The sequence below is a fragment of the Xanthomonas sacchari genome (genome assembly GCF_024266585.1).
In the GTDB taxonomy this organism is placed as follows: Bacteria; Pseudomonadota; Gammaproteobacteria; order Xanthomonadales; family Xanthomonadaceae; genus Xanthomonas_A; species Xanthomonas_A sacchari_C.
The window spans coordinates 775,753-800,430 of sequence record NZ_CP100647.1 but is presented as its reverse complement, the minus strand read 5'-3'; the positions used below and the strand labels follow the sequence as shown (position 1 = coordinate 800,430).

Annotated in this window: 13 protein-coding genes and 1 pseudogene; 2 read left to right on the top strand and 12 right to left on the bottom strand. The window is 69.5% G+C overall.

Translation table 11 applies throughout. The features are described from left to right. Window positions 1–26: 26 nt before the first annotated feature. From NKJ47_RS03320 to NKJ47_RS03300, 5 genes and pseudogenes are all read right to left on the bottom strand, one after another. Window positions 27–1,505, bottom strand: a pseudogene (locus tag NKJ47_RS03320) (MFS transporter); the annotation flags it as partial. A 10-nt stretch (window positions 1,506–1,515) separates the two neighbouring features. Beyond that, on the bottom strand, window positions 1,516–4,215 hold the full coding sequence (locus NKJ47_RS03315; RefSeq protein ID WP_254460120.1) for a glycoside hydrolase family 3 protein: 2,700 nt from the start codon (window positions 4,213–4,215) through the stop codon (window positions 1,516–1,518). Next, a complete protein-coding gene (locus NKJ47_RS03310; protein WP_254460119.1) occupies window positions 4,212–5,906 on the bottom strand; it encodes a glycoside hydrolase family 43 protein in 1,695 nt (564 codons plus the stop codon). The genes NKJ47_RS03315 and NKJ47_RS03310 overlap by 4 nt, the downstream gene beginning before the upstream one ends. Continuing rightward, a complete protein-coding gene (locus NKJ47_RS03305; RefSeq protein ID WP_429002515.1) occupies window positions 5,906–7,888 on the bottom strand; it encodes a sialate O-acetylesterase in 1,983 nt (660 codons plus the stop codon). Before NKJ47_RS03305 ends, NKJ47_RS03310 begins: the two co-directional genes overlap by 1 nt. Next, a complete protein-coding gene (locus NKJ47_RS03300; RefSeq protein WP_302329805.1) occupies window positions 7,885–10,029 on the bottom strand; it encodes an alpha-glucuronidase family glycosyl hydrolase in 2,145 nt (714 codons plus the stop codon). The genes NKJ47_RS03305 and NKJ47_RS03300 overlap by 4 nt, the downstream gene beginning before the upstream one ends. Before the next feature lie 111 nt (window positions 10,030–10,140). Here NKJ47_RS03300 and NKJ47_RS03295 point away from each other — a divergent pair, with 111 nt between their 5' ends. Further along, window positions 10,141–11,199, top strand: coding sequence for a LacI family DNA-binding transcriptional regulator (locus NKJ47_RS03295; protein WP_254460118.1), 1,059 nt, complete (start codon window positions 10,141–10,143; stop codon window positions 11,197–11,199). Window positions 11,200–11,213: 14 nt separating this feature from the next. On the opposite strand, the gene NKJ47_RS03290 is transcribed toward NKJ47_RS03295, so the two are convergent. From NKJ47_RS03290 to NKJ47_RS03260, 7 genes are all read right to left on the bottom strand, one after another. Continuing rightward, the gene (locus NKJ47_RS03290; protein ID WP_302329804.1) at window positions 11,214–13,766 is read right to left on the bottom strand and encodes a glycoside hydrolase family 3 protein; all 2,553 of its coding nucleotides are present in this window, start codon (window positions 13,764–13,766) and stop codon (window positions 11,214–11,216) included. A gap of 23 nt (window positions 13,767–13,789) precedes the next feature. Further along, the gene (gene xylA / locus NKJ47_RS03285) at window positions 13,790–15,124 is read right to left on the bottom strand and encodes a xylose isomerase (protein ID WP_254460117.1); all 1,335 of its coding nucleotides are present in this window, start codon (window positions 15,122–15,124) and stop codon (window positions 13,790–13,792) included. Window positions 15,125–15,167: 43 nt separating this feature from the next. Next, window positions 15,168–16,670 (bottom strand): xylulokinase, encoded by a 1,503-nt coding sequence (gene xylB / locus NKJ47_RS03280; protein ID WP_254460116.1) that lies wholly within the window; start codon window positions 16,668–16,670, stop codon window positions 15,168–15,170. A gap of 53 nt (window positions 16,671–16,723) precedes the next feature. Next, window positions 16,724–18,253, bottom strand: coding sequence for a tryptophan halogenase family protein (locus NKJ47_RS03275; RefSeq protein ID WP_254460115.1), 1,530 nt, complete (start codon window positions 18,251–18,253; stop codon window positions 16,724–16,726). Between the two features lie 13 nt (window positions 18,254–18,266). After that, window positions 18,267–19,268: a cupin-like domain-containing protein gene (locus NKJ47_RS03270; protein WP_429002484.1), complete on the bottom strand. Its 1,002-nt coding sequence runs from the start codon at window positions 19,266–19,268 to the stop codon at window positions 18,267–18,269. Between the two features lie 20 nt (window positions 19,269–19,288). Beyond that, window positions 19,289–20,047 (bottom strand): SapC family protein, encoded by a 759-nt coding sequence (locus NKJ47_RS03265; protein ID WP_254460113.1) that lies wholly within the window; start codon window positions 20,045–20,047, stop codon window positions 19,289–19,291. A gap of 93 nt (window positions 20,048–20,140) precedes the next feature. Further along, window positions 20,141–23,272, bottom strand: coding sequence for a TonB-dependent receptor (locus NKJ47_RS03260; protein ID WP_254460112.1), 3,132 nt, complete (start codon window positions 23,270–23,272; stop codon window positions 20,141–20,143). A 313-nt stretch (window positions 23,273–23,585) separates the two neighbouring features. Here NKJ47_RS03260 and NKJ47_RS03255 point away from each other — a divergent pair, with 313 nt between their 5' ends. Further along, window positions 23,586–24,665, top strand: coding sequence for a LacI family DNA-binding transcriptional regulator (locus NKJ47_RS03255; RefSeq protein WP_429002483.1), 1,080 nt, complete (start codon window positions 23,586–23,588; stop codon window positions 24,663–24,665). Window positions 24,666–24,678: the final 13 nt, after the last annotated feature.

Genomic DNA, 24,678 nt, shown 5'->3' with positions numbered 1-24,678 from the left:
GCGAGGTGGCCGAGGTCGCTGAACTCGCTCGGGTCGCTTCCCTGGCGACGCGCCTGCAGGTCGTGTTCGATGCGCAGCTCCATGCGCTTGTCGATCCGGTAGAAGAACAGCAACGCCACCGCGAGCAGGAACGGGATGGCGCTGTAGACGCTGACGGTCAGGCGGATGCCGTCCACCACGGCCTGCGGCTGCTGGTCCGCGCCCGCCTGGTAGCCGTGGTGCGCGAGGATGCCGGCGACCAGCGCGCCGCCGATGCTGAGCCCGATCTTCAGCCCGCACAACATCGCCGAGAAGATGATCGCGGTGGCGCGGCGATGGTTCGTCCACTCGGAATAGTCGGCGACGTCGGCGATCATCGCCCACAGCAGCGGGATGGTGATGCCATAGCAGAACCCGTGCAGCATGAAGGCACCGAAGGCCACGCCGATCGCGGTGGGCGGCAGGACGTAGAACACCAGCAGGAACACGGTGGACAGCAGCAGCGCGCCGCCGAAGGCATCGCGCTTGCCGAAGCGGTCGGCCAGGCGCCGGGAGCCCCCGATGCCCAGGATCATGCACAGGATGCCGCAGGCGTTGAACAGGCTGAATGCCGAGGTCGCCGGGTCCTGCGGCCAGGTGAAGCCGGACAGGCCCCATCCGCTGAGCAGCGCGTTCACTCCGCCGATGAACCCGTTGAAGCCGGAGGCATCGAGAAAGCCGGCCAGCGCGGCCTCGCTCAGGTAATACTGGAAATAGTAGATGTAGGTGCCCCCCTTCAGCGCCAGGTTGACGAAGACCAGCACCGTCAACGCCAGCATCACCTTCCACGGCCGGTTGTGCAGCAAGTCGGACAGGTCCTGCAGCACGCCGGCAGACTGTTCCTTGGCCGGGACGATGCGCTCGCGGGTGGTGGCGAAGGTGATCAGGAAGAACAGCGTGCCTACCACAGCGAACACCGTCATCAAGCGCTCGAAGCCGCGCACGTTGTCGCCGTCGCCCAGGATCAGCACCAGCGGCAACAGCAGCACCTGGATGATGAACTGCGCGATCATCACCGCCACGAAGCGGTAGGCCGACAGGCTGTTGCGCTGATCCATGTTGCCGGTGAGCACGCCGCTGAGCGCGGAGTACGGCAGGTTGTTGGCCGCGTACACCAGCATCAGCAGGCCATAGGTGGTCACGGCATAGACGACCTTGCCGCGCGCGCCCAGGTCCGGGGTGCTGAAGGCCAGCAGCGACAGCACGCCGAACGGGATCGCCGTCCACAGGATCCAGGGCCGGAACTTGCCCCAGCGGGTCGCCGTGCGGTCGGCGGCAATGCCGATCAGCGGGGTGAACACGAACGCGCCCAGCAGGCCGATCGCGAAGATGATCGTCGCCGCCGTGGCCGGCGGCAATCGGTACACATCGGTGTAGAAGAAGGCCAGGTAGGTGATCAGCGTCTGGAAGATCAGGTTCGCCGCCAGGTCGCCCAGGCTGTAGCCCAGCTTCTCCCGCACCGACAACGTGTGCGCGGCGACCTCCATGCGCGGGGAATCACTCACGGGCCGCCTCCACGGTGAAGCGGGCGCGCACGCGGGCATCGGCGCTGGAGCCGCCGATGCGCACTTCGTAGTCCCCCGCCGGCACGACATAGGTGTCGCGCGCGTCGTCGTACTGACGCAGCGCCTGTTGCGCATCCAGCTCGAAGCTCAGGGTCCGCCGCTCGCCAGGGGCCAGGCGAACGCGCTGGAACCCACGCAGCGCCTGCTGCGCATCGCCGGGCGCGGCCGCCAGCCGCCGCACGTACAGCTGCGCGACTTCGTCGCCGGCGCGCTTGCCGGTGTTGGCCACCTCCACCTGCAGCTTGAGGCGTCCGTCGTCGGCGATGCGCGGCGCATCCAGGCGCAGCTTGCCGTAGTCGAAGCGGGTATACGACAGCCCGTGGCCGAACGGGTACAGCGGCGTGCCGCGGAAGTAGCGGTAGGTGCGGCCTTCCATCGCGTAGTCGTCGAACGCGGGCAGCGCCTGGTCCGCCCGGTAGAACGTCACCGGCAGGCGGCCGGCGGGGTTGACCTCGCCGAACAGCGCCTGGCCCACCGCGGTGCCGCCGCGCTGCCCCGGATACCAGCTCATCAGGATCGCCGACAGATGCGCCTGGGCCCAGTCCACCGCCAGCGCCGAGCCGCCGGTCAGCACCATCACCACCGGCTTGCCGGTGGCGTGCAGCGCTTCCAGCAAGGCACGCTGCGGCGCGGGCAGGCGCAGGTCGGTGCGGTCGCCGCCGGCGAAGCCCGGGTAGTCGACCTTCATCTCTTCGCCCTCGACATCGCCGGTCAGTCCGCCGACGAACACCACCACCTCCGCGTTGCGCGCGGCATCCAGCGCCTCCTCAAACGGCGGCTTCGCGCCGGGCATGCGCCAGCCCAGGCGCACGCCGGCGTCGCGCTCGGCGTCGTAGTACTCCAGCGTCACCGCATAGGCGCGGCCGGCCTGCAGGTCCAGGTCCACGCCGTCGGCGCGCATGCGGTCGCTGTCGGTCCAGTGATCCAGCACCAGCTTGCCGTCGACATAGAGGCGGAAGCCATCATCGGCGGCCGCCTCGATCCGGTAGCGACCCGAGACCGGCGGCAGCAGCTGGCCGCTCCAGCGGATGCTGAAGTGATCGTTGGGAATGCCCTGCCCCGGCCCCGCTTCGCCACGGGCCAGCAGGTTGTCGGTCGGCGAGCCGCGGTCCCAGCGGAAGCCGACCTGCGCGTCGGTGCGCACCAGCGCCGGCGTCCCCGACAGATCCGGCGTGCGGAAGTACTCGCCGCGCAGGCCGCGTTCCGGGGAGTCGGCCGAAGGCCGCAGATACGCCGCCTCGATCAGCGGCGTGGCGCCGGGATCCTCGCGCCCTTCGACCAGATCCACGCCGCGCGCATAGCGCACCTCGATGCCCTTGGCCGCGTCGCGGATGCCCTGCAGGATGGTCACCGGCGCCGCCGGGGTGCCGAAGTAGTTGCCGAGCAGGGCCATGGTGTCGCCGGCGGTCGGGCCGACCACGGCGATGCGCTTGAGGTCGCGCGACAGCGGCAGCACGCCATCGTTCTTCAGCAGCACCAGCGATTCCTGCGCCGCCTGCAGGGCCAGCGCATCGTGCGCGGGCGCCTGGTTCACCGAGGCGGGGATCCGCGCCCAGCGTACGCGTTCCGGCGGATCGAACATGCCCAGCCGCATCCGCGCGGCGAACAGGCGCGTCACCGCGTCGTCGATCTCCGCTTCGCCGATCAGGCCCTGGCGCACTGCCGCCGGCAGCGTGGCGTACTCCTGGCCGCACTCCAGTTCGGTGCCGTTCCTGACCGCCAGCGCGGCGGCGGCCTCGCGGCTGGGCACCAGGTGGTGGTGCTTCCAGATGTCGACGATGGCCCAGCAGTCCGACACCACATACCCCTTGAAGCCCCAGTCGCGGCGCAGCACATCGCGCAACAGGAACCGGCTGGCGCTGGCGGACTCGCCGTACACCCGGTTGTAGGCGCCCATCACCGCATCCACCTTGCCCTCCTTCACCAGCGCCTCGAACGCCGGCAGGTAGGTGTCGTAGAGGTCGCGCTTGCTCGGGCGCGCATCGAAGTGGTGGCGGTCGGCTTCCGGGCCGCTGTGCACGGCGAAGTGTTTGGCGGTAGCGTCGAGCTTGCGGTACACCGGATCGTCGCCCTGCAATCCCTGCACGAAGGCCACGCCCATGCGCGCGGTGAGGTAGGGATCCTCGCCGTAGGTTTCCTGGCCGCGCCCCCAGCGCGGGTCGCGGAAGATGTTGATGTTCGGCGACCAGAAGGTCAGCCCCTGGTAGCGGCCATGCGCGCCCTCGCGGAGGAACTGGTGGTGCTTGGCGCGCGCCTCGTCGCTGATGGTGGTGGCCACCTGCCCCATCAACGGCACGTCGAAGGTGGCGGCCAACCCGATGGCCTGCGGAAACACCGTGGCCTGCCCGGCCCGCGCCACGCCGTGCAGCGCCTCGTTCCACCAGTCGTAGGCCGGCACGCCCAGGCGTTCGATCGCCGGCGCGGCGTTCTGCATCTGCGCCGCTTTTTCCTCCAGCGTCATCTGCGCGACCAGCGCCGCCGCCCGGTCCTCGAAGCTGGCCGAGGTGTCTTGCCACGGCTTGGTATCCGCGGCATGGCCGACGCCGGCCAGCGTGGTGGCGACGCACAGCGCCAGCGTGCGGAACAGGCGGCCGCGAACGCCGCTGCGAAAGGAAGATCTGCGCGTCATCATTGTTTGCTCCTCGAGGCACGCTCGTCGCGCGCGAAAGGACCCAGCAGGGCGCCCACGAAGCCGCCTGCCCGATCCGTACTCAACACGGTCCCGTCGACGTCGTCGGCGAGGGTCTGCCAGCCCTGCCCCGCGCCGGTGTCGAACGCGAAGGCATACGTCCCTTCGTCACCCGATATCTTCAGGCGCAGCGCGCTGGACACGTCCAGTTCGCGGCTGGCCAGCGTCTTGGTCGCGCCCTTGCCCTCCCTCGCTTCGAGGAAGACCACCACGCGATCGCGGCCCACACGGCGCACGCCAAGGAAGTACCACCAGGTCTCGTTCTGGAACGCCGCAAGCCCTGCCGCCACGCCCGCCGCCGGGCGCGTCAGTGCGGTGCTGGCCTCGAACCGCAGGTGCTGCTGGCGGCGCCCCAGGAACGCGGGGTTGCGCAGGGTGTCCAGGTTCTCCGGCAGCGGATGCACGGCCAAGTACCCCGGCCGCGCGCGCAGGTCCGCCCAGTCCTGCTTGGGCACGCGCACGCGCAACCAGCCGCGGCCGAGCGTCGACGCGTCGAACTCGTCGCGCTCGACGAAGTTGCCGGTGGACGGGGCCTGCGACGCCTCGCCCCGCATCCACGACGGCGCCTTGACCGCATACGGGATGGCCTGCCCGGCCGGCAGGATCACCGGCCAGCCGTCGCGCCACTGCACCGGCAGCAGGTAGGTCTCGCGCCCGGTGTTGTAGTGGCGCACGTCGTAGGTGCGGCTGGCCAGGAATACCGCCCACCAGGAACCGTCCGGCCCTTCGACCATGTCTGCGTGACCGGCATTGGCGATCGGCAGCGGCCGGTCGTCGGGCAGGTCGCGCTGGGTGAGGATCGGATTGCCCGCGTACGGCAGGTAAGGCCCCCACACGTCGCGGCTGCGCAGCACCACCTGCGAATGCTGCGGCCCGGTCCCGCCTTCGGCATCGGAGAGGTAGTACCAGCCATCGCGGCGATACAGATGCGGCCCCTCGATCCAGATCGGATTCTTCGCCGGCTCCACACCGCCGTCGATCAGCACCTTGCGCGGTCCCACCGGGGTGAAGGTCGCCGGGTCGAGCTGCTGCATCCAGATCGCGCGGTGGCCTGGGTAGCGCGCCGGGCCGGACGGCTCATCGTTGTTGAGCAGGTAGACGCGGCCGTCTTCATCGAAGAACAGCGACGGATCGATGCCACCGATGCCTGGCAGCCAGTGCGGGTCCGACCAGGGGCCGGCGGGATCGCGCGCGGTGGCGATGAAGTTGCCGCCGCTGTCCACGGCGGTGGTGACCACGTAGAACATCCCGTCGTGGTAGGCGATGGCCGGCGCGAAGATGCCGCGCGACACGCTCAGGCCATCGAAGTCCAGTTGCGTCGGGCGGTCGATCACGTTGCCGATCTGCGTCCAGTGCACCAGATCGACGCTCTCGAACACCGGGATGCCCGGGAAATAGGTGAAGCTGGAATTGACCAGATAGAACCGCCCGTTCGCGCCGACGATGCTCGGGTCCGCGTGGAAGCCGGCCAGGATCGGGTTGCGGTAGTGCCCGGCCGGCAACGGCGCCTCGAAGGCCGCATCGCGCCCGGCGTATTCGAACCAGTCGAAGTAGACCGGCGGTGCCGGCGCGGCCCGCAGCGGCTGCAGCGCGGCGGACAGCAACAGGAGGGCAGTGGCGAGCAGCGAACGCATCAGGGCACCTCTGCAGCGGGGAGGGAGAGTTCGAACGGCCCCGCCGGCGCGCCGGAACCGTCGCGCAACGTGCAGACCGGGCCGTCGGCCCAGCAGTAGCGGACGCGGGCGGCGGTTGCGGCCTGCGGGCTGTGCAGGAGCACGTCGCGCCCGTCCAGCGCGGCATCGGCATAACGACACTGCTGCGCCTGCGCGTCGCAGAGTTCGAAGCCGATGGGGCCGTTCGCACCGGTCGTGGCCAGCGTCCCGACGACGTCGTCGAACGCGATCCGCACCGCATGCTGCGCGCGCGATGCCGTGCGTGGGGTCGGGCCGGACGGGGCCAGTGCGCGTTCGCCGTAGACCACATGGCGCGCCGCCTGGGCCAGGCGCCGCCCCAGTTCCTGCTTGTTCGGCGGATGGATGTCGTAGGCGTCGCCGATGTCGATGGCCACCGCGAGGCCGCTATGCGGGTCTTCTGCGGCCACGCGGCGCTGCGCCTCGCGTACCTGCGCCCAGCCGCTCTCCGTCGGCGCCTGCGGCGGGCGACCGTAGCCGGCCAACTGCACCACCAGCAGCGGCGTCGCCGCGCCGAAGCGGCGGCGCCAGTCGTCGCGCAAGCCACGCAGCCGCGTCGCGTAGGCGGCGCCGTCGCCGGTGTTGGATTCGCCCTGGTACCACAGCATTCCCCGCAGCCCGTACGCCCCGAGCGGCGCGATCATGCCGTTGTACAGCGTCGCCATGCCCGAGGCGGCGTGCCACGGCGCCAGCGGCGGTGACTGTGGATCGGGCGCGACCCGGTACTGCCAAGGCGAATCCAGGGCGATCCGCGTGCCATCGTCCAACTGCACGGCCTGGGCGCTCGCGGGGCCTGCCAGTCCACCCTCGCCGTAGGTATCCAGCACGTTGACCACCACCGTGTTGAGCCCCGCCTTCAACAGGCCGGGTGGAAGCGCATACCGGCGCGGATCGCTCGGCGCGTTCTGGCTGCCCACGGCCACGCCGTTCACCCAGGTCATGTCCGTCTCGTCGACCGGCCCCAGCACCAGCCGTGCGCCCTGCACCGCCTGTGCGGCGGTCAGGCGGACCTGCGTGCGGTACCAGACCATGCCGTTGTAGTCGGCGAGCGCGGGCACGCCCCAGTGCTCCCATGCGCCGAGCGCGGCCGGTGCGTCCTGCCACCCCTTGCCGTCGGCGCCGGGCTGCCACGGCGTATCGCCCGGCTCGGCACCGGCGCGCGTGCTCCACCACTGCTGCCAGTGCCGGCCCCAGCGCGCGCTCGCCGCGACGGGATCGGTGGCAGACTGCGCCAGCACGTCGAGCGCGGCGTCCATGCCGCCCTGCGCGCGCAGGGCCTCGGCGCTGGTCCAGGCCTCGATCCGCGATCCGCCCCAGGCCGCCTGGATCAGCCCCATCGGCACCTTGACCGTCTTCTGCAGTTCGCGGGCGAAGTAGAAGCAGGCGGCGGAAAACTCCCGTACCGTCTCGGGCGATGCAGGTCGCCACGCGACGGCAGCCGGAAACGCGTCCTGCGGCGTGACCGCCGCGGCCTTGGGGACGGTGAACAGGCGGATGCTCGGCTGGGTGGCCGCGGCCAGTTCGCGGCCCGCATCCAGCGCGCGCCACACCGGCAGTTCCATGTTCGATTGCCCGGAACACAGCCAGACATCGCCCATCAGCACATCGCGCACGACCTGGCGATCCTGTCCCGCGCGCACTGTCATGTCGTAAGGCCCACCGGCGGCGACCGGCTTGAGCGTCGCACGCCAGCGGCCGCCGGCATCGGCGCGTACGCTGACCGACTGCCGGGCGAAGGTCACCGACACCGTGGTACCCGGCGCGGCGTTCCCCCAGACCGGCATCGGCCGGTCGCGCTGCAGCACGGCGTGGTCCTGAAACAGCGGATGCAACAGCGGCGGCGCCGCTTGCTGCGCCATGCAGGGCGCGGCGCAGCAGCCCAGGGCCGCTGCCAGCAGCCGGCCTCTCCACGTTGTCGGCTTCATCGTCCATCTCCGGGTGCGGAAGGAAACTGCAGCGCCTGATACCAGGCCAGCGGATGCGGCGGCGGCGCTTCGCCTGTAGGCAACGGCCGCCCGCTCACCGACTGGAAGTACGCCACGCTGGCATCGCGCCACCACTGCGCTTCGCGCAACTGGATGCGCAGGAAGGCCGCCACCTGCGCATGCCGCTCGGCATCCACCTTGCCGCGCAGGCCGTCCCAGGTCGCCTGCATGGCCCGCACCTGGCGCACGCCCAGCGCATAGCGCCCGACCAGTTCGTCCCACAGCGGCCGCCCGGAGGCCATGCGGTGCTCCCACGGCACGTGGTGGAACCACAACAGCAACGGCTCGGGCACCCGCGCCAGGTCGCCGTACACGGCCGCCACCGCGGGCGCGTACTGGCCCACCGCATTGCTGCCGCGGGCGGTGCGGTCGAAGCCGATGCCATCGCGATCGGCACGGTGGTAGTACACCGAGGTCCAGTCCGCACGCGGGCCGCCGTCCACCCAGGGGCCGGGGCCGTAGTGGTGGCCGCGCGCCATCAGGTGGTGCAGGCCCAGCGGGGTCATGTAGTTCACCGCGGCCTCGCGCGAGCCCATCATCATCGCGACGATGGGCTGCACCACCTCCGGCGCCGGCGAGAACGTCATCGCCGCCCATTCCGCCGCGATGCCACGGGCGGATTGATGCGGATTCCAGGCCAGACGGCCGAAGGCGTACCAGTTGGCCTGGTCGAAGTGCGAACCGCTCCAGGTGCGGTCGTTGCCGATATTGGCGACGCCGGCGATGCCGGTCAGGGCATGGCCCTCCAATGAACCCTCCACCACGTCCGCCACCGTGGAGCCCGCGCCGCGGGCGTGGGTGTCGGACTGCAGGACTTCCTCGTACAGCGGCCCCAGGTACACCAGGTGCGTGGCGAAGCCGAGATATTCCTTGGTGATCTGGAATTCCAGCATCAGCGGCGTGCGCGGCAGCGCGCCGAACAGCGGATGGAAGGGCTCGCGCGGCTGGAAGTCGATGGGGCCGTTCTTGACCTGCACGATCACGTTCGGGCGGAACGCGCCGTCGAGGCCGACGAACTCGGTGTACGCCTGCGTGGCGCGGTCCGCCGGCACCTCGTGGGCATAGACGAACGCCCGCCACATCACCACGCCGCCGTGCGGGGCCAGCGCATCGGCCAGCAGGTTGGCGCCGTCGGCATGCGAGCGGCCATAGTCTTGCGGGCCGGGCTGGCCTTCCGAATTGGCCTTGACCAGGAAGCCGCCGAAATCCGGAATGCGCGCATAGATCTCGTCGGCCTTGTCGCGCCACCAGCGCTGCACGGCCGGATCGCGCGGATCGGCGGTCTTCAACCCACCCAGTTCGATGGGCGCGCTGAAGCGTGCGCTCAGGTACACGCGGATGCCGTAGGGCCGGAACACGTCGGCCAGCGCCGCCGCCTTTTCCAGATAATCCGGCGCCAGGCTCAGCGCGTTGGCATTGACGTTGTTCAGCACGGTACCGTTGATGCCCAGCGAGGCATTGGCGCGCGCGTAGTCGGTGTAGCGCGGGTCGCGCCACTCCGGCAGGCTCTGCCAGTCCCACAGCGAGCGGCCCGCATAGCCGCGCTCGACATGGCCGTCCAGGTCGTCCCAATGGTCGAGCACGCGCAGCCGGATCCGCGGCGACTCCTGCACCTCGAGCGTGTCCAGCGACGCGCCGGTCTGCAGCAGTCGCAGCAGATGGAACACGCCGTACAGCACGCCGATGTCCCGGCGTGCGGCCACCAGCAACACCGCGCGCCCATCGAGGCGGACGCGCTTGAGCAGGTAACCCTCCTCGCCCAGCGCCGCGATCTGCGCGCGGAACGGCGCAAGCGAAGGCGACGACTGCGGCGTGCCCAGCACCACCGCGTGGTCGCCGCTCGCCACCGCCGGCGTCGCCGGCGCGCGGCCCAGCAGGCCGCTCAGGCCACGCACCAGTTCGTCGCGCGCGACACGCTGCGTCGGCGTCCGCGCCGGCGCCACCACCTCGTCCAGGCGCATGCGGCCGTCCATCGCGCGTACGGCGCCTTGGGAGGGGACGTAGCGCATCCACAGCGCGGCGCCATCCTCGGCGCACGTGCTGCCCGCGCAGGCCATCAAGGCCATCGCAGCGCCCAGCATCCAGTGACACCGAATGACATCCGAACGATGCAAAAGCACCGCCAGCAAACCTTGTAAGCTGACGGCGTGCCCGCGGCGCGGCAGCGTCAAGCAGAACAAAGGGAACGCGTTTTGGAGAAGCCGAAGAAAGCGGTGCGCCGCAAGACCAGCGGGGTGACGATCGACGAGGTGGCGGCCCTGGCCGGGGTCTCGCCGATGACCGTCTCGCGCGCGATCAACCACGGCAAGGTGCGCGATGCCACCCGCGAGCGCGTGATGCGCGCGGTGCGCGAGCTGGGCTACACGCCCAACCTGGCCGCCAGTTCGCTGGCCGCCGCGCAGCACACGCGCATCGCCCTGATCTACACCAATCCCAGCGGTGCCTACCTGCGCGAGCTGCTGGTCGGCCTGCTGCGCGTCGCCTCCAACGCCGCCATCCAGTTGGTCATCCACTATTGGGAGGACCTGGACGCCGACGCCGAGCGCAAGGCCGCGCGCGCCCTGGGCGGACGCGTGGATGGCGTCATCCTGCCGCCGCCGTTGTGCGAATCGCAGGCGGCGGTGACCGAGCTGGTCAAGGCCGGCATCCCGGTGGTCGCGATCGCCTCCGGCCGCCTCAGCGACGCGATCTCCTGCGTGCGCATCGACGACTTCCACGCCGGCAAGGAGATGGCCGACCACCTGATCCGGCACGGCCACCGGCGCATCGGCTTCATCCGCGGCCGCCAGGACCTCAGCGCCAGCGCGCGGCGCTACGAAGGCTTCGCCACCGCCCTGCAGGAGGCCGGGCTGAAGGTCGAACCCGGCCTGGTCCAGCAAGGGGACTACACCTACCGCTCGGGCCTGGCCGCCGCCGAGAAGCTGCTGTCGCAGCGGCGGCCGCCGACCGCGATCTTCGCCAGCAACGACGACATGGGCGCGGCGGCGATCTCGGTCGCGCACCGGCGCGGCCTGGAGGTGCCCCGCGACCTGTCGGTGGTGGGCTTCGACGACACCTCGGCCGCCACGACCGTCTGGCCGGAGCTCACCACCATCCATCAACCGATCGCCTCGATGGCCGATGCCGCCATCGACATCCTGCTGCGCAGCATCCGCCACAGGCGCGACGACGCGCGCGTGTCCAGCGACCACGTGGTCCCGCACCGGCTGGTGACGCGCGGTTCGGTCGCCAGCCCGCCCAAGGGGCGCTAGCGCAGGACGCCGGCTCACGCGCTCGGGCATGCGACGGTGGTCTGTGCTTCGTTCAGCGCGCCGAGCGCGACCCGCGACACCGAGAGCGTCATCGTGCCCGCGGTCGCCAGCGCCCAGGGGCGATCCAGCTTGCTCAGGTCCGCGCCGGCCGCCGCCAGGCACTTGAGCGGCACGCCGACGCGCTTCCACTGGCCCACCGGCAGTGCCGCCAGCGTCGGCCCGATCGCCACCCGCGCCGCGCAGCCGCTGCCGCAGCCGACCGCCAGCCACGCCTCGCCCTGCGCGGCGGCGTCGACCCGCAGCGTGGTCACCAGCATCAGGTCGCCGTTGCTCTCGCGCTGCAGGTCCAGCGGCGTATGCGACTGCAGCGCGACCACCGCCTCGCGCCCGCCCGACCAGGCGAGACGGCGGCCATCCTCCTGCGCCAGGTGGTCCACGCCGGTGACCTTCAGCAGTGCGCCATCGAGCGATTCCGGCACCCGGGTGACGGTCACGCCCTGCCCATTGGCCCCTTCCAGGCGCAGCGCCAGGCCCGGGCCGGCCGCACCGCGGACGAAGAACACCCCGGCCGCGCCTTCGTTGCCGGTGAGGCCGGAGACTTCGGGCAACTTGGGCAGATCGCCGTTGTCGGCATAGCGCAAGCCGTAGCCGAAGGCGAACAGCGGGTCGTAGTGCGTCTGCCCCACGTTGTTGGCGTATTGCGTGGCCGTGCGCGGCCAACTGAAGCTCAGCGTGCCCTTGAAGTCGTGCTGCACGCCGCCCTGCGGGTTGCGCAGCAGCACATCGGCCACGCCGGCGCCTTCCGAGCCCGGCAGCCACGCCGCCACGAAGGCATCGGCGGCATTGAGTTCCCGGTTGACCCACAGCGGGCGTCCGCTGAGGAACACCGCGACCACGGGGATGCCGTCGGCCTTGAGCCGCTTGATCAACGCCAGGTCGGTGTCGTCGCCCGGCTTGTAGGCCAGGGTCGGCCGATCGCCCTGGAACTCCGCGTAGGGGGTCTCGCCGAACACCACCACGGCCACATCCGGCTTGGTCGTGTACTTGCCGTCGACCGCGAGGATGGCCTCACCGCCTGCCGCCTTGGCCTGCTGCGCGAAGCCGTCGTAGATGGAGTCCGCGTTCGGGAAGTCCTTGCGCGTGGTGCCGGTACCCTGCCAGTTCAGCGTCCAGCCGCCGGCTTGCTTGCCGACGTCGTTGGCGCCGTCGCCGGCCACCAGGATGCGCTGCTTCGGCGACAGCGGCAGCACGCCGCCCTGGTTCTTCAGCAGCACCAGCGACTCGCGCACCGCCTGCCGCGCCACTGCGCGATGCGCCGGCGCACCGATCAGCGCGAACTGCCCGCCGACCGCGCGCGCCGATGGCTTGCCCGCTTCGAACAGGCCCAGCCGCATCTTGACCCGCAGGATGCGGCGCACCGCATCGTCCAGGCGCTGTTGCGAAATGGTGCCGTTCTTCACCGCCGCCAGCGTGGTGGTGTAGAAGCCTTTCCAGCTGTCCGAGGCCATGGCCATGTCCAGGCCGGCGTTGATGGTGGCGGGGCAGTCGGTGGGCGTGCAGCCCTTGACCTGTCCGTGGCCGTTCCAGTCGCCCACCACGAAGCCGCCGAAGTGCATGCGCCCTTTCAGCGCATCGGTCAGGTAGCCCTTGTGGCCATGCATCTTTTCGCCGTTGACGCTGTTGAACGAGGCCATCGCGGTCTGCGCGCCCGCGGCGATGGCCGGGGGATAGCCGGCGGCATGGATGCGCACCAGTTCGGCTTCGCCGATCCTGGTATCGCCCTGGTCCCTGCCGTCGGTGGTGCCGCCATCGCCCAGGAAGTGCTTGACCGAGGCGATCACATGGCGGCCATCGAGGAACGCCGGCGTGCCCACCTTGCCCTGCAGTCCCTCGACCATCGCGCCGGCATAGCTGGCCACCACCTCGGGCGACTCCGAGTAGCCCTCGTAGGTACGCCCCCAGCGATCGTCCTGCGGCACCGCCACGGTCGGCGCGAAGGTCCACTCCATGCCGGTCGCGCGGGTCTCCAGCGCGGTGATTTCGCCGATACGGCGCAGCAGCGCCGGGTTGCGGGTCGCGCCCAGGCCGATGTTGTGCGGGAACAGGGTCGCGCCGACGATGTTGCTCTGCCCGTGCACGGCGTCGATGCCGAACAGCACCGGAATCGCCTTGCCGCCGTGCGCGGTGTCCATCGACGCCGCATAGAACGCATCGGCCAGCGCCAGCCATTCGGCGGGCGTGGCATCGTAGCGGCCGCCGGGATCGGAGTTGCCGCCGGCCAGGATCGACCCCAGCCGATACGTGCGCAGATCCTCCGGAGTGAGGCTGCCGATATCGCCCTGCACCAGCTGGCCGACTTTTTCTTCCACCGTCATGGTGGCGATCAGGTTGCTGAGGCGCTGTTCCAGCGCGGGATCCTCGGGCAGCGGCCAGGTCACGTTGGGCCAGGGGCTGGCCTCCGCCGGGGCAGGCGTCGCGGCCTGCACATCGCCCTTGCAGGCGATGAGCGCGAGCAGCAGCGCGGCCAGCACAGCGCCGCTGTTGCGGGTGGAAGGGTGGTCGGTCACGGCGCTCCTCCTTGCCGCCGCGCTCAGCGCAGCAGGTACTGGTTGATCAGGTTCTCGTAGCGCTCCTGCCGGCCGCTGATCTGCCGCGGCTCGCCCCCCTTCGCCCCAAGCGCCGCCAGCTCGGCGAGACCGAGCGCGCCGCGCGCGAATTCCTTGCCGGCGCCGCTGTCGAAGCTGGCATAGCGCTCCTGGCGCCATTGTTCCCAAGGCGAGTCGTTGAGCAGCGCATGGGCCACTTCCAGCCCGCGGGCGAAGGCATCCATGCCGCCGATGTGGGCAACGAACAGATCCTCGAGCTCGGTCGATTCGCGGCGCACCTTGGCGTCGAAATTCAGGCCGCCCTCCAGCCCGCCCTGGCGCAGCACCACCAGCATGGCGCCCACGGTGTCGTACAGGTCGGTGGGGAACTGGTCGGTATCCCAGCCGTTCTGCGCATTGCCGCGGTTGGCGTCGATGCTGCCGAGCAGGCCGTGATCGGAGGCGACCTGCAGATCGTGCTCGAAGGTGTGGCCGGAGAGCGTGGCGTGGTTGGCTTCGATGTTGAGCTTGAAGTCCTTGTCCAGGCCGTGCTCTTTGAGGAAACCCACCACCGTCGCGCTGTCGAAGTCGTACTGGTGCTTCATCGGCTCCATCGGCTTGGGCTCGATCAGGAAGTTCCCTTTCAGGCCGATGCTGCGGCCGTAGTCGCGCGCCATCGTGAGGAAGCGCGCGAAGTGCTCGAGTTCGCGCTTCATCTGTGTGTTCACCAGCGAGGCGTAGCCTTCGCGGCCGCCCCAGAACACGTAGTGTTCGCCGCCCAGTTCCACCGTCGCCTCCAGCGCCGCCTTCACCTGTACCGCAGCGCGCGCCACCACCGCGAAATCGGGATTGGTCGCGGCACCGTTCATGTAGCGCGGATGCGAGAACAGATTGGCCGTGCCCCACAGCAGCTTGATCCCGGTCGCGTGCTGGCGCGCCTTGGCCAGGCCGACCATGTGCTTGAGGTTCTTCTCGTACTGCCCGGCATCGTCGGCGTCCGGCGCCAGGTCGATGTCGTGGAAGCACCAGTAGGGCACGCCGAGCTTGGTGAAGAACTCGAACGCCGCATCCACTTTCGCCTCGGCGCTGGCCATCGGCGCGCCGACCTCCCAGGGGAAGTGGCGCGTGCCCGGGCCGAACGGATCCTGCCCGGCGTTGCAGAAGGTGTGCCAGTAGCAGACTGCAAAGCGCAGATGTTCCTGCAGGGTCTTGCCGCCGACGACCTTGTCGGCGTCGTAGACCTTGAAGGCGAGCGGATTGTCCGAGCCGCGGCCTTCGAAGGGGATGCGGCCGATGCCGGGGAAGTATTCCTTGGCGCCGATGAAGGGTTGGGTGTGCATGGTGCGTGGTCCTGTCGTGGTGGGAGGGGTTCGAAACGGAGGATCAGCCGCACAACAGCGGCGTCATGGCGTCGAGATGACGCAGGAAACGCGCATAGGCCGCGGCGTAGGCCTGGGTGCGCGCCGGATCCGGGCGCGCGGAAAGTCGCGGATCCAGCGCCACGTGCCGCTGCGCGATGTCGGCGATCGAGGCGGCATCGCCGCGTGCCCGGCCCAGCGCCCACAGCGCCTGCAGGGCCGCACCGAACGCCGCGCCCTCCGCCTGTTTCGGCACGTCCACCGGCAGGCCGAACACATCGGCCACCAGTTGCCGCCACGCGCCGCTGTTGCTGCCGCCGCCGGTCAGCACGATGCGCTCGAAGCGCATGCCGGCGCGCACGAACGCGTCGAAGCCGTACTTCAGGCTGTAGGTCGCCCCTTCCATCGCCGCGCGATAGAGGTGGGCCGGGGTCATGTTGCTCGTGTCCAGGCCCGCCAGCATGCCCTTGCCCAGCGGCAGGTCGGGCGTGCGCTCGCCGTTGAGGAACGGCAGCATCACCAGTCCGTCGGCACCGGGCGCGGTGGCGTGCAGATGCGTATCGCCGTCGCGGGTGCTGAAGCCGAAGGCGGCGGCGACCTGCTCGGTCGCCACGGTGCAATTCATCGTGCAGATCAGCGGCAACCAGCCGCCGGTGGACGAGCAGAACGCGGCCCACGCGCCGTCCGGGTCGACCACCGGCGTGTCGGAGTAGGCGAACAGAGTGCCCGAGGTGCCCAGGCTCATCGCCAGGCGACCGGGAACGACGCAGCCGGTGCCGATCGCCGCCATCATGTTGTCGCCGCCGCCGACGGCGACCTTCAGCGTCGCCGGCACGCCGAGCAGGCTGGCGGCGGCCGGGGCGATGTCGAACGCGGCATCGGGCGCGGCGAAGCGCGGCAGGCACTCCGCCAGGTCGCGCTGCGGATCGGTGGCGCGCAGCAGCTCGGTCGACCAGGTGCGGGTGCGCACGTCCAGCCAACCCGTGCCCGACGCATCGCCGTATTCGCAGAAGCGCTGGCCGGTCAGCACGAAGTTGAGGTAGTCGTGCGGCAGCAGGATCGTGGCGAGCCGCGCATAGGCGTCGGGCCGGTGCGTCTTGGTCCACGGCAGCTTGGACGCGGTGTAGCCGGCCAGGATCGGATTGCCCGCCAACGCGATGGTGCGTGCCGCGCCACCGACCGCGTCCATGATCTGCGTGCACTCGGCCGAGGTGCTGGTGTCGCACCACAGCTTGGCCGGTGCCAGCACCTGCCCTGCCGCATCGACCGGGACGAAGCCGTGCTGCTGGCCCGAGACCGCCAGCGCGCCGAGGCGCGATCGCAGCGAAGGATCGATCGCCTGGAAGCAGGCCTGCATGGCCGCGACCCAGTCGGCTGGCCGCTGTTCGCGGCTGCCGTCGGTAGCGGCATCCAGATCCAGCGGCGCAGTACTGCTGGCCACGACGCTGCGCCCGACCGGATCGTAGACCACGACCTTCAGGCTCTGCGTCCCCGCATCGATTCCGGCCACCAGTCCCCTATCTTCCACGTCGTCTCTACCTTCTAGTTAGCGCTATCATTCTTAAGCGACAGCATGGGCTGCTACGCCACAGCAGCGCTCCGTTGCCAGACCTCGGGCGACGCCTTGCAATAGCGTTCGATGAACTCGGCCTGCGATGGCATCGCCGAGCTGGCCTGTTGCAGCGGCTGCCGGATCCGCGTCAACAGCGTGCGCAAGTCGGCGTCGTCGATGGCTGCTGCCAGCGGATGCGGCGGTCCCGGCTGGACGCCCTGCCCCACGAACACGCAGGTCCAGGAGTCCACGCGGAACAACTCGCCGGGGTCCTGCCAGGCATGCGCCCGCTCGCGCCAGGCGCGTAGCCGCAGCGCCAGCGACTCGGGCAGCGCCATCGCGCGACATGCCTTCCACATCGGCTCGTCGCGCTGGGTGGCGTGGTAGTGCAGGATGATGAAGTCGCGCACGTGCTCCATCTCCTGGCGGCTGACCGTGTTGTACAGCTCCACCAGCGCCGGGCTGATGGCGTCGGATGGGAACAGCTGGATCAGGCGCACCACGGCGCTGATGGTCAGGTGGATGCTGGTCGATTCCAGCGGCTCGATGAAGCCGCTGGCCAGGCCCAGGGCCACCACGTTCTTGTTCCACGCCTGCAACCTGCGCCCGCTGCGGAACGGCACCAGCCACGGATCCCGCAACGGTGGGCCGTCGACATCGCGCAGCAGCTTGGCGTGCGCCTCGTCGTCGGACATGTGGCGGCTGGAGAACACCAGCCCGCAGCCGACCCGGTGCTGCAGCGGGATATGCCAGCGCCACCCGGCCGCGTGCGCGATGGCACGGGTATACGGCACCGGCGGCGCGACCGCCTCGGTCTGCACCGCGACGGCGCGGTCGCCGGGCAACCATTCGTGCCAGTCCTCGTAGCCGGTATGCAGCGTCTGCTCGGTCAGCAGGCCGCGGAAGCCGGTGCAGTCGATGAACAGGTCGCCCTCGATGACCTGCCCGTCGTGCAGCAGCAGCGACGCGACGGACCCGTCGTGCGCATGCTGCCGCACCTCGCGGATCTGTCCTTCGACCCGGCGCAGGCCGTACCTTTCGGCCTTCTTGCGCAGGAACTTCGCATAGAGCGCTGCATCGAAGTGGTAGGCGTAATTGACCTGCGGCTGGGTCTCCAGCGAGAACCTGTCCCCGCGCGAGGCGACGCTTTCCAGGCAGAAATCGCCCAGGTCCGACGGCATGCCGCGGCGCAGGCTGTCCAGCCAGAAATGATGGAACGGCGTGGCCCAGGTGCCCTGCCCGATCGTGCCGAACGGATGGATGAAACGATCGCCGGGGCGACGCCAGTTTTCGAAGGAAATGGAGAGCTTGAACGTGCCGGCCACGGCGCGCAGGAACTCCTGCTCGTCGATCTGCAGAAAGCGGTGGAAGGTGCGGATCGGCGGCACGGTCGATTCGCCGACGCCCACGGTGCCGATCTGCTCGGACTCCACCAGGGTGATGTCCAGGCGATCGCGGAACTGGTGTGCCAGCGCGCAGCCGGCCAGCCAGCCCGCGGTGCCGCCGCCGGCGATGACGACCTTGCGGATGCGTCCGTCTGGTGTGGTGGCGAGGGTCAAGGCGATGCTCCCATCAGCGGTTGAGCCGCGCCAGCAATTGCGCGCGCGTGCGGCGCGCCCGTGCCTCGTCGAACGGCGCCAATTCGCCCCGGGCCGCCTCGGGCAGGTGTTGGCCCGCGCGTTCGCCTGGACCGAACACGTAGTAGTCGAAGAGCGTCGCCCAGGCCTGCTTCTCGCGCGCCGGCAGATCGCGCAACGCCCACATCGCGTGCTGCAGTGCCGGCAGCGGCGACGGCAGGAACGCCGGCGCACTGCGCCACCAGTAGTTCACCAGCACGTTGAACGGCGCCAGGCTGCGCACGTGGTGCCACCACATGCTGGGGATGAAGAGAGCATCGCCGGGCTCCAGCTCGGCATGCCGTGCGCTGGCAAGGGCATCGCGGAAACGCGGATGACGCGCGAAGTCGGGGCGGTCGATGTCCACCACGCTGACCACCTGCCCACCCGGCGTGGGTTCCAGCGGCCCCGGATACAGGTTGTCGATCTGCTCCGGCGGAAACAGGGTGACGCGGCGCCGGCCCACCGCACAGCAGGCGAGGTTGTCCGGGGTATCGAAATGGCAGGACGCCGTCACCCGGTTGCCGATCCAGATGCTCGGCGGCGCGTCGATCCCCAACGCCGCCAGGCCGGCGTCGTTGGCCTGCGCGAAGCCGGGCAGCGCCCGCTCGGTCCGCAGCGACGCGACATAGTAGGTGGGCGGCCGCGGATCCTCGAAGGTGTCGGCGAGCGCGTCCAGCACCTGGCTCAGCGTTGCGCGCCGGACCTCGAAGTTCAACTCGGTGAAATCGGCGTTGTAGAACGGACGCCCTTCGATCTCGGGCCCGCCGAAGGAATACGGCACCGGCGTGCCGGCATCGAAGCCGCGCAGGTAGGCCAACGCCTCCTGGGTGGAGCGCACCCCGGCCTGGACCAGTCCCCAGTCGCGCGCGATGCCACGCAGCACCACCGGCTCCCCGGCCGCCACCAGCGTCTGCAGCGGCAGCGCCGTGGGCTGCACGCCCTCGAGGATCCGCATGGCCCCGCCGTCCGGCATGGTCAGTTCCTGCCCGCCGCGACCGCGGCATCCTGCAGGCGCAGGCGGCGCTGCTTCTCGGCGATCAGGCGCCGCATGTTGTGCAGCGAGGCCAGCATCAGGTACGCCCCTTCCAGATACCCGGCGCGGTTGAGCTCGGCCAGCGCGGCGCCGTCCAGCTGCGCCAGGCGTTCGCGGTCGATCGCGTGCAGGCCCTCGACGCCGACCCGGTGCTGCGCATCGAGTTGCACGTCCAGCGCCACCGGCTGGATCAGCCCGCGCGCATCGAGCGCGGCGAACATATCCGCGCCGAAGGCATGGCCCTCATGAAGGCCGCGCAGCACACCGGCGATGTGGTCGAGATAGGCCGTATTGCCCCCTTGCGGCAGGAACACCGGCTCGCCTTGCATCGCGGTCACCCGCGGATGCTCCATGTCCACGTGCAGGACCGCCTCCCGGGTCGGCACGCCGTCGACCCACTGCTCCTGGAATCCGATCAGGAACGGCCCCTTGGCCGCCGCCCCCGGCAGATACGAGGCCGTCCAGCGCCGCTCCTGCAGGAACAGGTTCTCGTGCTGCTCGAAGCCCAGCAGCGCCACCGACTGCCACGCCCCCGTCGCCGGGTCCTTGCGCAGGAAGATCGGATACTCCCGCTGCAGCTCGGCGAACTCGCTCGGATAGGCCGGCACCATGCCCACCGCGTCGCCGTACTCGGGCCCGAAGTCGGTGGCCACGCGCAGGTCGCGGTGCGCGATGTTGTTGAGCAGTTCGTAACGCGGCATCGTGTTGCGCACTCCCGGTGGGCGCCTTGCGCGGGCACCGCCGCGACAACGGCGGCACCCGTGGCGACATGCGAAGAAGAACTCCCCGCTCCCTCAGAACCTGTAACGCACACCCAGCATGTAACGCGGACTCTGGTCGGCCAGCTTCACGATCATCTGCGAGGTGCGCGAGCGCCAGCGCACATCCTCGCCGGTCAGGTTGATCGCCTCCAGCCCGAACGACCAGTTGTCGTTCAACGTGTAGTTCACGCTGAGATCCCACTGTTCGTACGGTTCCACATAGTACGGATTGCGGCTGGTGCCCTGGTTGGCCAGGATCAGGTACTGGTCGCGCCAGTTCCAGGCCAGGCGTACCGACCAACCGTACTTCTCGTACATCAGCACCGCGTTGGCGGTATCGCTCAGGCCGGTCAGCGCGAACTGGTCCACGCCCGGATCGCCGCCGTTGTCGTAGCCCACGTCGCCCTTGACGATGGTGTAGTTGGCGAGGACGCCGAACCCGGTATCGCCGAAGAAGTACTGCCCGCCGAGTTCCCAGCCGTGCAGTTTGGCCTGGTTCTGGTTGATCGGACGGTTGACGTTGAACTCGTACAGCGGGTCGTCGGCCTCGCCGTACAGATCGTAGGCCGCTTCGGTCGCCAGCACCTGCGCGCCGCTGCCGTTGTAGGCGGCCAGGCCGGCCGGGTTGTTGCGCAGCAGGGCCAGCGCGGTGAACAGCGAGGTATCGTTGGCCGAGCAGGCCGCCGCATTGGCCGGGCCGACCTGGGCCAGGCAGGCGCCGCTGGTGAGGAACGCCAGCGCCGTCCTCGCGTCCGGACCGGAGGTCGGATCGCGCAGGCCGTACAGATTCTCCTGCACCACGGTGTTGCCGATGAAGTTGTTGACCGACTTGTTCCAGTACGTCACCGACAGGTAGCTCGCGTCGGCGAAGTACCACTCCAGCGCCAGGTCGAGGTTGTCGGACTCCAGCGGCTTCAGCGCGGGATTCTGCGCGGTACCGCTGGCCCGCGAGGACGGATCGATCAGCACCGATCCGAACGGCTGCTGTGCGCCGGGACCGGCATAAAGGTTGCCGATCGGCGCGCGCGCGATGCTCTTGCCGAACGAGACGCGGCCCTTCAGCGTGTCGGTGAGATCGATGCTGAAATCGAGGTTGGGCAGGATGTAGCTGTAGGTGGTCTTTTCGCTGAAGGGCTGCTGCTCGTTGGACAGCACCACGCGGAAGTCGTTGTTGGACTGCCATTCGATCGCTTCGGGCTTGGCGATGACCGAGGTCGACACCACGTCGGTGGTTTCGTAGCGCACGCCCAGGCGGGTATTGGTGCGCCTACCGGCCAACTCGCCATCCAGCTCGACCTGGAAATAGGCCGAGCGGGTTTTCTCTTCCACGAAGTTGTCGGCGGCACGCTGCGGACTCACGCCCAGGCCGACGCCGTACTGGCCAGCCGCCCATTCCGCGAGCCGGCCCGCATCGCCGCGCCATGCCGGCCAACTCGTGCCGCTGTAGTCGTCGAACAGGCCGATGATGTTGACCGGCTGCATCAGGTTCATCAGGCCGCCGGCGGTGTCCCGGTCGACATTGGCCACGCCCCAGTCGCCCAGGGTGGAATACGCCTCGGCGGCCTGGATGCGATGGGTGGTCGACTTGCTGCTGTCCACGCCGAACTGGAAGCGGCCCTGGTCGAAGCTCCACTCGCCATCGACGCGGGCCTGCTTGATCTGGCTGATCTGGCTCTGCGAGTTCACGCGCAGCACCTGCGTGCCGATCTCGCCGGGCACGAAGCCCGGGTTGACCACGCCGTTGGTGTTGGCCGCGGCATCTGCGTCGCTCGGATACCAGACCTGGGTGCCGATCGGCAGGCCGTTGTTGAAGTTCAGCTCCTGCACCCAGGACCCGCCGCAGTGCGGACCGGTGGTGCAGTTGTTGGTGCCGGCGATGCTCATGAAGAGGGAGCCGCCGCCGGTCAGCGGATCGTTCGGCCGGCTCTCGTTTTTCGAGTCGTGCGCGTCGAAGCTGAGCTTGAGCCGGTCGGTCACGTTCCAGACCGCATTCAGGCCGAGCGAGCCCAGCTTGTACTTCTGCATGCTGCGCTGCTGCTCGAGGCCGAAATCCTTGGTGCCGGCGATCTCGCGGATGTACAGCGGCGTGGCTACCGCGCCGCTGGTATCGAAAGTCACGTCGGTGTAGTTGCTGTTCTGCAACCACATGCCCTGCTCGCCACGATTCTCGGTGATCTCGTTGGTCGAATAGGTGTAGTCCAGGGTCAGGGTCAGGCTGTCGGTGGGCGCGAACTGCAGCACCGCCTGGCCGTTGATGCGCTCGCGTTCGAACTCGGAGAACGCATAGCGCAGGTCGTTCGGGCGTGCGTACAGCGCGCCGATCTGCGGCGCATTGACCACGGTCGGGTTGCCGGGCATCGCGCCGGTCCACGGCTGCACGTTCCAGTAATTCTCGGTGGCCTGCACCGAACCGCCCTTGCGCTTCTGGTAGCTCGCGCTCACGCCGACGCCGAAGGTCTTGTCCGGGTTGCTGTAGCTGAAGATGCCGGACAGCTCCGGCGTCAACGCGTTGTCGAACGGCTGGCTGCGATCGGAGACGGCTTTGGCGCCGGCACTGGCGACGATGCCCTGATGGTCGAACGGGCGCGAGGTCAGGATGTTGATGGTGGCGCCGATGCCGCCACTGGGCACGTTGGCCTGGCTGGTCTTGTAGACCTCGATGCCGTTGATCGCTTCGGCGGCAAGCTGGGCGAAGTTGAAGGCGCGGGTGCCGCCGTCGACACCGCCGATGGCGACCTGCCCGGCCGCGCCGAACGCATCGGCGCCGGGCATCTGCCGCCCGTTGAGCGTGACCATGTTGAACTGCGGGCCGAAGCCGCGCGCGGTGACCTGCGCGCCTTCGCCGTCGCGCCGCTCGATGGAGATGCCGGTGATGCGTTGCAGGGATTCGGCCAGGTTGGTGTCGGGGAACTTGCCGATGTCCTCGGCACTGATGGCATCCACCACGCCGGCGGAATCGCGCTTGATGTCCATCGCCTGGCTGAGGCTGTTGCGCAGGCCGGTGACCTGCACGGTGTCCAGCTGCGTCGGGCTGCTCTCGGCCTGCTGCGGGGCGGGCGGCGCCGGCGTCGGCGCGTCCTGGGCGAATGCGGGATTGATGACCAGGACGCCGCCGACGAACGTGAACATGGCCCTGGACGTGAACTTCGCCAGCGTGCGGCTCATGAACGAGCCCCCAGGTCTGGCCTACGACGATACATAGAAGCGTTCATGACTCTCCCCTCTGACATGCGATCGATGGATGTACCGCCCCTCCCCCAAGAGGCACGCACGGGCCAAGCCCGTCTTCCACGCCGAACATCGCAGAGCGCGCTGCGCTCGCTGCGACTCAAACTCCGTTTCAGGATTGCCAGACGACGCGGGTAAAGGCCCCTAGGCCTGACTGCCGCTGATTGATAGCGCTACCATCACGTCGAGGCGCAGACTACGCACCCGAGCTGGCGCTTGTCATCATGCGGCGCAACAAGGACTCCGTTTTTTGAAGAGCACCACCAAAACGACGCGTCGAAAAGGCAGCGCCATCACCATCGAAGCCGTCGCGGCGCACGCAGGCGTCTCGCCCATGACCGTCTCGCGCGTCATCCATGGCCACGCCGGCGTGCGCAAGCACACGCGCGAGCAGGTAATGCGCAGCGTGCACGCGTTGGACTACCGGCCCAACCCGGCCGCAAGCGCGCTCGCCGCGGCGCAGCACACCTGCATCGCGTTGATCTACACCAATCCCAGCTCCAGCTATCTGCGCGAACTGTTGGTGGGCGCACTGCGCGGCTCCACCCGCGTGGCGGCGCAGTTGGTGATCGCCACCTGGGATGGACTGGGTCCTCGCGCGCGTCGCGAGGCCGCGCGAGCACTCTGCGCCAGCGTGGCGGGGGTGATTCTCCCTGCACCGCTGTGCGACTCGAAGGCCATCGTTGCCGCGTTCGTGGAGGCCGGAATTCCCGTCGTCTCCATCGCGTCCAGCCGGTTCAGCGACAGGATCTCCTGCGTGCGCATCGACGACCGCCGCGCCAGCCATGACGTGGTCTCGCACCTGATCGCGCACGGGCATACCCGCATCGGCTACATCACCGGCGACCGGAACCAGAGCGCCAGTGCGCACCGCTGGCAGGGCTACCGTGATGCCCTGGCCGATGCGGGCATCGACTATGACGACGCACTCGTGCAGCCCGGCGACTTCACTTATCGCGCCGGACTCGAGGCCGCCGAACGGCTGTTGGCGCTGCAGCCACGCCCCAGCGCGATTTTTGCGAGCAACGACGACATGGCCTCGGCGGTGGTGTCGGTGGCGCATCGTCGCCGCCTGAAGGTGCCGGAGGATCTGTCGGTGGTGGGGTTCGACGACACGTCGGCGTCGACGATGGTGTGGCCGGAGCTGACCACGATCCATCAGCCGGTGGCGGACATGACCGACACGGCCATCGATCTGCTGCTGCGCGAGATCCGGCAGGCTGCTGGCGTGGAGCGCGTCCGCGTCAATCACGTGGTGCCGCACCGCCTGATCACGCGCGATTCCGTCTCGGCGCCGCGGGTGGTTCGCGTGCCATCGGGCGAACCGTGAGGCCGGCGCACTG